Below are 12,328 nucleotides of genomic sequence, written 5' to 3' on the forward strand. Positions count from 1 at the left end.
ATTCGGATTAACTCTCTCTTCTTTGCTAAAGCGTGCGCAGAAACTCGAGGGGCGCCGGGTAAGCGCGTTCGTTCAAAGTCATCCATGAACCGAATGTCGAGATTCTTCGCGGTGATGTTGGGTGCATCAGTAGAGCGTCAAGCAGTCGGACTGCGGTAACAACCCGACCAATCAGGCGGAAAGTCTCGTGCTAGAGAGGCCAGCCGTCGTGACCCTTTGGTCAGCGGGCGGCATTATACATAGGTAGCTGGCAATCTGCCGATGGTTCATATGCAACGATTCTCGTCCATTGGTCTAAAGGTCGCAGGGGCGGGTGGGGCGTAGAGTCGCTGCGAATGCTTGAGTTTGGCGCTTTTCCCTTTGCTTTCAGGCTTGTACGAAACCAGATGTAGCCGCGCCGTGAACAGAGGGTTTGCGTGTTGATTTAACTGGGTTACGCTCGAACCAAGCCAGATGTTCAATCCAAACAATGGAGTTCAGCATGGGTTACAAGAAGATTCAGGTTCCAGCCGTCGGCGACAAAATCACCGTCAATGCAGACCATTCTCTCAATGTTCCTGATAACCCGATCATCCCCTTCATTGAAGGTGACGGCATTGGCGTCGACGTCAGCCCGGTGATGATCAAAGTGGTTGATGCTGCCGTGGCCAAGGCCTACGGGGGCAAGCGCAAGATTTCCTGGATGGAGGTTTATGCTGGCGAAAAAGCGACCCAGGTCTACGACCAGGACACTTGGCTGCCCCAGGAAACCCTGGACGCCGTCAAGGATTACGTGGTCTCCATCAAGGGCCCGCTGACCACCCCGGTCGGTGGTGGCATCCGCTCCCTCAACGTAGCCCTGCGCCAGCAACTCGATCTGTATGTGTGCCTGCGTCCCGTGGTGTGGTTCGAAGGTGTGCCAAGCCCGGTGAAAAAGCCTGGCGACGTCGACATGGTGATTTTCCGCGAGAACTCCGAAGACATTTATGCCGGTATCGAATGGAAGGCCGGCTCCCCTGAGGCCACCAAGGTCATCAAGTTTCTGAAAGAAGAAATGGGCGTCACCAAGATCCGTTTCGACCAGGATTGCGGTATCGGCATCAAGCCTGTTTCCAAGGAAGGCACCAAACGTCTGGTGCGCAAGGCCCTGCAATACGTGGTGGACAACGACCGCAAGTCGCTGACCATCGTGCACAAGGGCAACATCATGAAATTCACCGAAGGTGCCTTCAAGGACTGGGGTTACGAGGTGGCGAAGGAAGAATTCGGCGCCGAGCTGCTTGATGGCGGTCCATGGATGAAATTCAAGAACCCGAAAACCGGCCGTGAAGTCATCGTCAAGGACGCCATCGCCGACGCCATGCTTCAGCAGATCCTGCTGCGTCCAGCCGAGTACGACGTAATCGCCACGCTGAACCTCAACGGTGACTACCTCTCCGACGCCCTGGCGGCGGAAGTGGGCGGTATCGGTATCGCGCCGGGCGCCAACCTGTCCGACACCGTGGCCATGTTCGAGGCGACCCACGGTACCGCGCCGAAGTACGCCGGCAAGGACCAGGTCAACCCGGGTTCGGTGATTCTGTCGGCCGAGATGATGTTGCGTCATCTGGGCTGGACCGAAGCGGCTGACCTGATCATCAAGGGCACCAATGGCGCCATCAAGGCCAAGACCGTGACCTATGACTTCGAGCGTCTGATGGAAGGTGCCACGCTGGTGTCTTCTTCGGGCTTCGGTGAGGCGATCATCAAGCACATGTAAGAGTGGCAGTCGCAACGAAACCGCCCGGCTCGAGTGATCGAGCCGGGCGGTTTGTTTTCTGGCAGGTGTTCGGGTTGCTTCAGCTGGTCACTGATTGGTGCTGAGCGGCTGTCGAGGCACTATCTTTTGCGGTCTCGACATTCTGAATTTTTGTCGCGTGCAGGCCTTTTGGCCCTTGCACGATCTCAAATTTAACTATTTGCCCTGCTTTGAGGGTTTTGTACCCGTCCATTTCAATGGCGGAGTAGTGAGCAAAGAAATCGATGTCCTTGCCATCCTCGTCCTTCCCCTCGCGGGCATCGGTATTGATGAAGCCGAATCCCTTGGCATTGTTGAACCACTTGACCTTGCCGACAGCCATGCTCAAATCCCTCTGCAACAGACTCCATCGCTGGAGTATCATCCAGGACATCCGCAATCTAATCCGTTAAAAGGATTGACTCCGCGGATCTTTTTTACCCACTGTGGGCTCTATTGGTTGTAACACCGTTTTCCCGATAGTCAAGGTGACCGGGCAGTCGGAGTTGAAAAGGTGTACAGCCGCCCCCACCACTGTATTTGCACAACTGACGAACCTTTCTTTCCATGCATGCAATCAGCCAGATTCGACTAACATTCAATCAGGATCGCCCGCTTCTCCAAAAGGATCATCCACAGGAGCACGACGACGATTCGGCAGGCGTTGCTGTTCAGGAAGCAAAGCCTGCGTTACAGGCGCCGCCGATGTACAAGGTGGTTTTGTTCAATGATGACTACACACCGATGGATTTCGTCGTCGAAGTGCTCGAGGTGTTTTTTAACCTGAATCGCGAGCTGGCGACCAAGGTCATGCTGGCCGTTCACACAGAAGGACGGGCAGTATGTGGAGTGTTTACCCGCGACATCGCCGAGACAAAGGCCATGCAGGTCAACCAGTACGCCAGGGAAAGCCAGCATCCGCTACTCTGTGAAATCGAGAAGGACGGTTAATCGCCGACCACTTGGGTATGAGGTGAAGCTATGTTAAACCGCGAGCTCGAAGTCACCCTCAATCTTGCCTTCAAGGAGGCTCGTTCGAAGCGTCATGAATTCATGACCGTCGAACACCTGCTGCTGGCCCTATTGGACAATGAGGCTGCCGCCACCGTATTGCGTGCCTGCGGCGCAAACCTCGACAAACTCAAGCACGACCTGCAGGAGTTCATCGACTCCACCACGCCATTGATCCCCGTCCACGACGAAGATCGCGAAACCCAGCCAACCCTGGGCTTCCAGCGTGTACTGCAACGTGCTGTCTTCCATGTGCAGAGCTCGGGCAAACGCGAAGTAACCGGCGCCAACGTGCTGGTTGCAATCTTCAGTGAGCAAGAGAGTCAGGCCGTATTCCTGCTGAAACAGCAGAGCGTTGCGCGCATTGATGTCGTCAATTACATCGCCCACGGCATTTCCAAAGTGCCAGGGCACGGCGATCACTCTGAAGGTGAACAAGATATGCAGGACGACGAGGGCGGTGAGTCTTCTTCTTCAGGCAATCCGCTGGATGCTTATGCCAGCAATCTCAACGAACTCGCGCGCCAGGGTCGGATCGACCCGCTGGTCGGCCGCGAATCGGAAGTCGAGCGTGTCGCGCAGATTCTTGCGCGCCGGCGCAAGAACAATCCGTTGCTGGTCGGCGAGGCAGGCGTGGGTAAAACCGCGATTGCCGAAGGCCTGGCCAAGCGGATTGTCGACAACCAGGTGCCGGATCTGCTGGCCAACAGCGTCGTCTATTCGCTCGATCTCGGTGCTCTGCTCGCGGGCACCAAGTATCGCGGTGATTTCGAGAAGCGCTTCAAGGCGCTGCTCAATGAACTGAAAAAACGTCCGCAGGCGATCCTGTTCATCGACGAGATCCACACCATCATCGGTGCGGGCGCTGCGTCCGGTGGCGTAATGGATGCCTCGAACCTGCTCAAGCCGCTGCTGTCGTCTGGCGACATTCGCTGCATCGGCTCGACCACGTTCCAGGAATTCCGTGGCATCTTCGAGAAGGATCGTGCGCTGGCACGACGCTTCCAGAAGGTCGATGTCGTCGAACCGTCGGTGGAAGACACCATCGGTATCCTGCGCGGCCTGAAAGGGCGTTTCGAACAGCACCACAACATCGAATACAGCGATGAGTCGTTGCGCGCCGCTGCCGAGCTGGCATCGCGCTACATCAATGACCGGCATATGCCGGACAAGGCCATCGACGTGATCGACGAGGCGGGTGCCTACCAGCGCCTGCAACCGGTCGAGATGCGCGTCAAACGTATCGAAGTGCCGCAGGTTGAAGACATTGTGGCGAAGATCGCGCGGATTCCGCCAAAACACGTCACCAGCTCCGACAAGGAATTGCTGCGTAACCTGGAGCGCGACCTGAAGCTGACGGTGTTTGGTCAGGATGCGGCGATCGATTCGCTGTCGACCGCGATCAAACTGTCCCGTGCCGGCCTCAAGTCGCCTGACAAACCAGTCGGTTCGTTCCTGTTCGCAGGCCCCACCGGTGTCGGTAAAACCGAGGCCGCGCGGCAACTGGCCAAGGCGTTGGGCATCGAACTGGTGCGCTTCGACATGTCCGAGTACATGGAGCGCCACACCGTATCGCGTCTGATCGGTGCGCCTCCGGGCTATGTCGGCTTTGATCAGGGCGGTCTGTTGACCGAAGCGATCACCAAGCAGCCGCACTGTGTATTGCTGCTCGATGAAATCGAGAAGGCGCATCCGGAAGTCTTCAACCTGCTGCTGCAGGTGATGGACCACGGCACGCTCACCGACAACAACGGGCGCAAGGCGGATTTCCGCAATGTGATCGTGATCATGACCACCAACGCCGGTGCCGAAACCGCGGCGCGTGCTTCGATCGGTTTCACCCATCAGGACCACTCGTCTGATGCGATGGAAGTGATCAAGAAGAGCTTCACGCCAGAGTTCCGTAACCGTCTGGACACCATTATCCAGTTTGGTCGCCTCAGCCATGAGGTCATCAAAAGCGTGGTGGACAAGTTCCTTACCGAACTGCAGGCGCAGCTGGAAGACAAGCGTGTGTTGCTGGAGGTTACCGATGCGGCGCGCAGTTGGCTGGCGGCCGGTGGGTATGACTCGGCGATGGGCGCACGTCCGATGGCGCGTCTGATCCAGGACAAGATCAAGCGTCCGCTGGCGGAGGAGATTCTGTTTGGCGAGCTGGCCGAGCATGGCGGTGTGGTGCACATCGACATCAAGGATGGTGAGCTGACGTTTGACTTCGAGACTACGGCGGAGATGGCCTGACTGCTTGGTTGTTGGTTTAGAGGGCGCCTTCGGGCGCCTTTTTGTTGGCTGATGTTTTTGGGTGTATATCCGTTGCTGCGGTTATGGCTGCTTGGGGTTCCGCCCTTACGGCGGGTCACTTTTTCCAGACGCCGAAAAAGTAACCAAAAAGGCTTTACCCTGACGTTCGGCCCTCGCCTAGGCTCGGGTTCCTTCGCTGCGGGATTCATCCGGGGGGCAGCGCCTACGGTTTGCTTCGCTGCACCTCCTCTCGCTGTGTTTGGCTGCGCCAAACGGTCGCTGCGCTCCCACCCCCGGATAAATCCCTCCACTCAGCCTGCCGACGGGCCCTGAGATCAAAAGCTTTACTCGAGCTAACGCTCATTGTGTTGAGTGGGGCGGCTTCGCCGCAGGGTTGCACGCTCTCTGAATTGTAGGAGCCAGCCTGCTGGCGATGGCGGCCTGACAGCCGACCAATCTCTTGCTGATGCACCCGGCCCAATTGTGGGAGCTGGCCTGCCAGCGATGGCGGCCGACCAGTCTGCCAATCTCCAACTGCCTACCCCAATCCACTGTGGGAGCGGGCTTGCTCGCGAAGGCGGCCTGTCAGCCGACCAAACTCCAAATGAAAACACCCAATCCCATGTAGGAACTGCCGAAGGCTGTGATCTTTTGATCTGCTTTGGCTTTGGCTTTGGCTTTGGCTTTGGCTTTTGATGTGGCTTTTGATCTTCAGCCCCTTCGGCAGGCCGAGCGAAGGTGTCCATCAGGGGGGTGGGCGCGCAGCGCCATGCGGCGAAGCCGCATCCATCGAGAGGAGGTGCAGCGAAGCAAACCGGAGGCGATGCCCCCGGATGGACACCGTAGCGAGGGAACACTGAGCCTCAGCGAAGTGCCGTACGCCGGGGGAAGCCTTTTTGGTTACTTTTTCGGCGTTTGGAAAAAGTGACCCGCCGTAAGGGCGGAACCGTAATCAGCAACCCCCGCAGCAACGGATATGCTCACAAACCCAAACCCAAACCCAAATCGCAGACAAACAAAAACGCCCGGCAAAGCCGGGCGTCTTGTATTGACTTGATTAGCGAGCGCGGTAAGTAATGCGCCCTTTGCTCAAGTCATAGGGCGTCAGCTCGACGCGCACTTTGTCACCGGTAAGAATACGAATGTAGTTCTTGCGCATCTTGCCGGAAATATGCGCGGTTACGACGTGCCCATTTTCCAACTCCACACGAAACATGGTGTTGGGCAGGGTGTCGACGACAGTGCCTTCCATTTCGAAGCTGTCTTCTTTCGACATGCAGTAAAGCCCTCGGTGTCCAATGAATGGCCCGGTGCAACTGCGCCAGGCAAAAGCGGCGTGCATTGTGCCCGAAAAAGGGGGTTCAAGCCAAGGGGTTTACGGCTTGCGATTAGTTCAGGATCACCCAGCGCTGATTAATCAGCAATTCGATGGGGCGATACTGGGTCTTGTAGTTCATCTTTTTGCAGTTCTTTATCCAGTAACCGAGATACACCGCCTCTAGCCCCAGGCGCTGGCTTTCGGTGATTTGCCACAGGATTGCGAAACGCCCCAGGCTGCGGCGTTCCTCGTCAGGTTCGTAGAAGGTATAGACCGCCGACAGGCCGTTGGGCAGCAGATCGGTCACCGCGACGGCGAGTAACCGTCCGTCGAGACGAAATTCATAAAAGCGCGAGAAGGGCAGATCGCGCACCAGAAAGGTCGAGAACTGGTCACGACTTGGCGGGTACATGTCGCCGTCGGCATGGCGCTGCTCGATGTAGCGCTGGTACAGATCGAAATATTCTTCGCTGAAGTGCGGTTTTACCGGGCGTACCTGCAGATCGGCATTGCGTTTGAAAATACGTTTCTGCTGGCGGTTGGGCAGGAACTGCGCCACCGGGATGCGTGCAGGCACGCACGCATTGCAATTCTGGCAATGGGGCCGATACAGATGATCGCCGCTGCGACGAAAACCCATTTCCGACAGGTCTGCGTAGACGTGCACATCCATGGGCTGACTCGGGTCGAGAAACAGCGTCGTCGCCTGCTCCTCGGGCAGATAACTGCAGGAATGAGGCTGAGTGGCATAGAACTTCAAGCGCGCCAACTCGGTCATGATCAACCCTCGGGATAAGCTGGTGAATTAAGTGTAAGCCACGCGCGCAAAAGTCGCTCAGCAAACCCAGGTGGCACGACTCGGTTGATCCAGGTGGCGAGCCAGATAGTCGGCGAATTCGTGGCGGGGGATCGCGCGGGCGCCGAGGCTGTGCAGATGATCGGTCGGCATCTGGCAGTCAATCAGAACGAATCCAGCGTCTTTCAAATGCTGCACCAGCGTGGCAAAGCCGAATTTGGAGGCGTTGTCGGCGCGGCTGAACATCGATTCGCCGAAAAACAGCTGACCCATCGCCAGGCCATACAGGCCGCCGACCAGTTGGCCATGATCCCAGACCTCTACCGAGTGGGCGAAGCCGCGGCGGTGCAGTTCGAGGTAGGCGTCCTGCATGGCTTCGGTGATCCAGGTGCCGTCGGCGTAATCCCTGGGGGCGGCGCAGGCACGGATCACGGCGTCGAAATCCTGATCGAAAGTCACCTGGTAGCGTTGCTTGCGCAGCAATTTGCCGAGGCTGCGCGAGACATGCAGTTCGTCGGGAAACAGCACGGTGCGTGGGTCCGGCGACCACCAGAGGATCGGCTGGCCTTCGGAGAACCACGGAAAACAGCCGTGCCGGTAAGCCTGCACCAGCCGATCGGCGGACAGATCGCCACCGGCAGCCAGCAATCCATTGGGATCGCGCATGGCCTTTTCCAGGGGCGGGAAGGTCAGGGAATTGCGTTGTAACCAAGTCAGCATGGCGTCCAGGCTTGCAGAAGGGGAGGGCAGTGCGGGCATCAGGCCCGCGATAAAGTGTGCCGTTAAATGACAGGAATGTCGTCCAGATACTTCTCCGCGTCCAGTGCCGCCATGCAGCCGGCGCCGGCCGAGGTCACGGCCTGGCGGTAGACGTGGTCGGCCACATCGCCGGCAGCGAAGACGCCGGGGATCTCCGTGGAGGTGGCGTCGCCGTCGCTGCCGCCCTTGACCAGCAGGTAGCCGTCGCGCATTGGTAATTGGCCCTGAAACAGGTCGGTGTTGGGTTTGTGGCCGATGGCGATGAACACGCCGGCCAGTGTCAGTTCGTGGGTCTGCCCGCTGTGGCTGTCACGCAGGCGCGCACCGGTCACGCCGCTGGCATCGCCCAGCACTTCGTCCAGATTCTGGTTCCAGTGCAGGCGAACATTGCCGCTGGCGGCTTTTTCGAACAGTTTGTCCTGAAGGATTTTCTCCGAGCGCAATTTGTCGCGGCGATGGATCAAATGCACCTCTTTGGCGATGTTCGACAGGTACAGCGCCTCCTCGACAGCGGTATTGCCGCCGCCCACCACGGCGACCACCTGATTGCGATAGAAGAAGCCGTCACAGGTCGCGCAGGCCGAAACCCCTTTGCCGGCGAAGGCTTCTTCCGAGGGCAGGCCCAGATACTGCGCCGAGGCGCCGGTGGCGATGATCAACGCGTCGCAGGTGTAAGTGCCGCTGTCGCCAATGAGTTCGAACGGGCGCTGCTGCAACTTGGCGGTGTGGATGTGGTCGTAAACGATCTCTGTGGCAAAGCGCTCGGCGTGTTTTTGCATGCGCTCCATCAGCGCCGGACCGGTCAGGCCTTCGACGTCGCCAGGCCAGTTGTCGACTTCGACGGTGGTGGTGAGCTGACCACCGGCCTGCAGCCCGGTAATTACCACCGGTTTGAGGTTGGCGCGGGCGGCGTACACGGCGGCGCTGTAACCGGCGGGGCCGGAACCGAGAATGATCAGGCGTGAATGCTTCGCTGCGTTCATCAAATACACCTCATAAGCCTTTGTCACAAAAGGCAATGCATGCTCAAATTGAACCGCAGGATTTGTGCGCTTGGCTATGCTCAGCTATGGGTTTTGAAGCATGGCATCAGCCGCACAAACCCGTACAATGCCGGGCTGTTACAGAATATTTGTAGAGCGCTGTGTTTATGGCTGTGTTTATAAAAGCTGCGGCACAGTGTTAAAAGTAGTCTCAGATGCGCCGGTTCACTTTTTTACCTGCCTGGATTGGGCAGTTTTTTATCGACATTCAATAGATGGACGCGCCCCGGGCGCAGGAAAAGAAGCGTTTTGAAGAAATCCACCGCAGCACCAAAAACAGTCGTTCCGCTCTGGCGCCAGCAATTGCACTACCGGCTCAAGGAAGGTGCATTGATCGCCATCGGTGCCTTGTGCCTGTTCCTGATGATGGCCTTGCTGACCTACGGCAAGGATGATCCGGGCTGGAGCCACAACAGCAAGATTGACGACGTGCAGAATTTTGGCGGCCCCGCCGGTTCTTACAGCGCCGACATCCTGTTCATGGTGCTGGGTTACTTCGCGTACATCTTCCCGCTGCTGCTGGCGGTCAAGGCGTATCAGATCTTCCGTCAACGTCACGAGCCGTGGCAGTGGAGCGGCTGGCTGTTCTCCTGGCGCCTGATCGGTCTGGTGTTCCTGGTGCTGTCCGGCGCTGCGCTGGCGCATATCCATTTTCATGCGGCCACCGGCCTGCCGGCGGGCGCGGGCGGGGCGCTGGGCGAAAGTCTCGGCGATCTGGCGCGCAATGCCCTGAATATTCAGGGCAGCACGCTGTTGTTCATTGCGCTGTTCCTGTTTGGCCTGACGGTGTTCACCGACCTGTCGTGGTTCAAGGTGATGGACGTCACCGGCAAGATCACCCTCGATCTGTTCGAACTTTTTCAGGGCGCGATCAACCGCTGGTGGTCGGCCCGTACCGAGCGCAAGCAACTGGTCGCGCAACTGCGTGAAGTCGATGACCGCGTCCACGATGTGGTCGCCCCGACTGTCACCGACAAGCGTGAGCAGGCCAAGGTCAAGGAGCGCCTGATCGAGCGCGAGCAGGCCCTGAGCAAGCACATGTCCGATCGCGAGAAGCAGGTACCGCCGGTCATCGCCCCGGCTCCGGCCAAGGCGCCCGAGCCAAGCAAGCGCGTGCAGAAAGAGAAGCAGGCGCCGTTGTTCGTCGACAGCGCCGTGGAAGGCACCTTGCCGCCGATCTCGATCCTCGATCCTGCGGAAAAGAAACAACTCAATTATTCGCCGGAATCCCTGGCAGCGGTCGGCCACTTGCTGGAGATCAAGCTCAAGGAGTTCGGCGTCGAAGTTACCGTGGACTCGATCCACCCGGGCCCGGTGATTACCCGTTACGAAATCCAGCCTGCAGCCGGCGTCAAAGTCAGCCGCATCGCCAACCTGGCGAAAGACCTTGCACGTTCGCTGGCCGTGACCAGTGTGCGGGTGGTCGAGGTGATTCCGGGCAAGACCACGGTCGGTATCGAGATCCCCAACGAAGACCGGCAGATCGTGCGTTTCTCCGAAGTGCTGTCGACCCCCGAGTACGACAACTTCAAGTCGCCGGTCACCCTGGCCCTGGGCCACGACATCGGCGGCAAACCGGTCATCACCGACCTGGCGAAGATGCCGCACCTGCTGGTCGCCGGTACCACTGGTTCCGGTAAGTCGGTGGGCGTGAACGCGATGATCCTGTCGATCCTGTTCAAATCCGGCCCGGACGACGCCAAACTGATCATGATCGACCCGAAAATGCTCGAACTGTCGATCTACGAAGGCATTCCGCACCTGCTGTGCCCGGTAGTGACCGACATGAAGGACGCCGCCAACGCCCTGCGCTGGAGCGTTGCCGAGATGGAACGTCGCTACAAGCTGATGGCGAAGATGGGCGTGCGTAACCTGTCCGGCTTCAACGCCAAGGTCAAGGAAGCGCAGGATGCCGGCGAGCCGTTGAGCGATCCGCTGTACAAGCGCGAAAGCATTCACGACGAAGCGCCGCTGCTGCAGAAGCTGCCGACCATCGTCGTGGTGGTCGACGAATTCGCCGACATGATGATGATCGTCGGCAAGAAGGTTGAAGAACTGATTGCGCGTATCGCGCAGAAAGCGCGTGCCGCCGGTATTCACCTGATCCTCGCGACCCAGCGACCTTCGGTGGACGTGATCACCGGTCTGATCAAGGCCAACATTCCGACGCGTATGGCGTTCCAGGTGTCGAGCAAGATCGACTCGCGGACCATCATCGACCAGGGTGGCGCCGAACAACTGCTCGGTCACGGTGACATGCTCTACATGCCACCGGGCACCAGCCTGCCGATCCGGGTACACGGCGCGTTCGTTTCCGACGATGAAGTACACCGCGTGGTCGAAGCCTGGAAACTGCGTGGCGCACCGGAATACAACGATGACATCCTCAACGGTGTCGAAGAGGCGGGCAGCGGTTTCGAAGGCAGCAGCGGTGGTGGTGACGGTGATGATCCGGAAGCCGACGCGCTGTATGACGAAGCCGTACAGTTCGTCCTGGAAAGCCGCCGGGCGTCGATTTCCGCGGTACAGCGCAAGCTGAAGATTGGTTACAACCGCGCTGCGCGCATGATCGAAGCCATGGAAATGGCCGGGGTCGTCACCTCAATGAACACCAACGGTTCGCGTGAAGTTCTGGCCCCGGGCCCGGTTCGCGACTGACTGCAAAAGCAAAAGGCGGGACAATGATGTGCCGCCGCTCTCCCAACGAGTATTCAAGAGGACTCCCATGCGTCTTATCCGCATGCTGTTGCCAGTACTGGCGCTGACCACGTTCACGGCCCACGCCGACGACAAGGACGTGGCGCGTCTGACCCAATTGCTGGAAACATCGAAAACCCTGACCGCGAACTTCTCGCAGCTGACCCTCGACGGCAGCGGCACGCAGTTGCAGGAAACTCGCGGTGATATGGTTCTGCAGCGTCCTGGCCTGTTCTACTGGCACACCGAAGCGCCAAACGAGCAGACCATGGTCTCCGACGGCAAGAAGGTCACCCTGTGGGACCCGGACCTGGAACAGGCCACCATCAAGAAGCTCGACGAGCGTCTGACCCAGACCCCGGCGCTGCTGCTGTCCGGTGACGTGTCGAAGATCAGCCAGAGCTTTGACATCAGCGCGAAAGAGGCGGGCGGCGTGATCGACTTCACCCTCAAGCCGAAGACCAAGGACACCCTGTTCGACAGCCTGCGCCTGTCGTTCCGCAACGGCCTGGTCAATGACATGCAACTGATCGACAGCGTTGGTCAGCGCACCAACATCCTGTTCACCGGGGTCAAGGCCAACGAAGCGGTGTCGGCGTCGAAGTTCAAGTTCGACATCCCGAAGGGTGCTGACGTTATCCAGGAATAAACGCATAACCTTGTGGGAGGGGGCTTGCTCCCGAAGGCGGTGGATCAGTCGCCATCGA

General features: G+C 58.6%; 10 protein-coding genes. 5 read left to right on the top strand and 5 right to left on the bottom strand.

Going from position 1 to position 12,328, the window contains the following annotated elements; genetic code table 11:
* The first annotated feature begins 481 nt into the window (after window positions 1-481).
* Window positions 482-1,738, top strand: coding sequence for an NADP-dependent isocitrate dehydrogenase (icd, locus tag ACM6I7_RS03870; protein ID WP_003223831.1), 1,257 nt, complete (start codon window positions 482-484; stop codon window positions 1,736-1,738).
* A gap of 79 nt (window positions 1,739-1,817) precedes the next feature.
* Here the strand turns inward: icd and ACM6I7_RS03875 are convergent, their stop codons facing one another.
* Entirely contained in the window at window positions 1,818-2,099 is a 282-nt protein-coding gene (locus ACM6I7_RS03875) for a cold shock domain-containing protein (protein WP_027614669.1), read from the bottom strand.
* Window positions 2,100-2,323: 224 nt separating this feature from the next.
* Between ACM6I7_RS03875 and clpS the strand changes: the two genes are divergently transcribed.
* Both clpS and clpA read left to right on the top strand, forming a co-directional pair.
* Window positions 2,324-2,707, top strand: a complete 384-nt coding sequence (gene clpS / locus ACM6I7_RS03880; RefSeq protein ID WP_098968154.1) for an ATP-dependent Clp protease adapter ClpS — start codon at window positions 2,324-2,326, stop codon at window positions 2,705-2,707.
* A gap of 30 nt (window positions 2,708-2,737) precedes the next feature.
* A complete protein-coding gene (gene clpA / locus ACM6I7_RS03885) occupies window positions 2,738-5,008 on the top strand; it encodes an ATP-dependent Clp protease ATP-binding subunit ClpA (RefSeq protein ID WP_007964841.1) in 2,271 nt (756 codons plus the stop codon).
* Window positions 5,009-6,065: 1,057 nt separating this feature from the next.
* Here clpA and infA read toward each other — a convergent pair.
* From infA to trxB, 4 genes are all read right to left on the bottom strand, one after another.
* Window positions 6,066-6,284 (bottom strand): translation initiation factor IF-1, encoded by a 219-nt coding sequence (gene infA / locus ACM6I7_RS03890; RefSeq protein ID WP_002553999.1) that lies wholly within the window; start codon window positions 6,282-6,284, stop codon window positions 6,066-6,068.
* A 112-nt stretch (window positions 6,285-6,396) separates the two neighbouring features.
* The gene (locus tag ACM6I7_RS03895) at window positions 6,397-7,104 is read right to left on the bottom strand and encodes an arginyltransferase (protein WP_027614671.1); all 708 of its coding nucleotides are present in this window, start codon (window positions 7,102-7,104) and stop codon (window positions 6,397-6,399) included.
* Between the two features lie 57 nt (window positions 7,105-7,161).
* Entirely contained in the window at window positions 7,162-7,842 is a 681-nt protein-coding gene (aat, locus tag ACM6I7_RS03900; RefSeq protein ID WP_096795635.1) for a leucyl/phenylalanyl-tRNA--protein transferase, read from the bottom strand.
* A gap of 62 nt (window positions 7,843-7,904) precedes the next feature.
* Complete coding sequence (gene trxB / locus ACM6I7_RS03905; protein ID WP_097088110.1) at window positions 7,905-8,864, bottom strand: thioredoxin-disulfide reductase; 960 nt, start codon at window positions 8,862-8,864, stop codon at window positions 7,905-7,907.
* Window positions 8,865-9,173: 309 nt separating this feature from the next.
* Here trxB and ACM6I7_RS03910 point away from each other — a divergent pair, with 309 nt between their 5' ends.
* A complete protein-coding gene (locus ACM6I7_RS03910; RefSeq protein WP_115985561.1) occupies window positions 9,174-11,582 on the top strand; it encodes a DNA translocase FtsK in 2,409 nt (802 codons plus the stop codon).
* A gap of 67 nt (window positions 11,583-11,649) precedes the next feature.
* On the top strand, window positions 11,650-12,270 hold the full coding sequence (lolA, locus tag ACM6I7_RS03915) for an outer membrane lipoprotein chaperone LolA (protein ID WP_098968157.1): 621 nt from the start codon (window positions 11,650-11,652) through the stop codon (window positions 12,268-12,270).
* Window positions 12,271-12,328 lie beyond the last annotated feature (58 nt).

The organism is Pseudomonas sp. IT-93MI4, from assembly GCF_949767635.1.
GTDB classification, from domain to species: Bacteria; Pseudomonadota; Gammaproteobacteria; order Pseudomonadales; family Pseudomonadaceae; genus Aquipseudomonas; species Aquipseudomonas putida_A.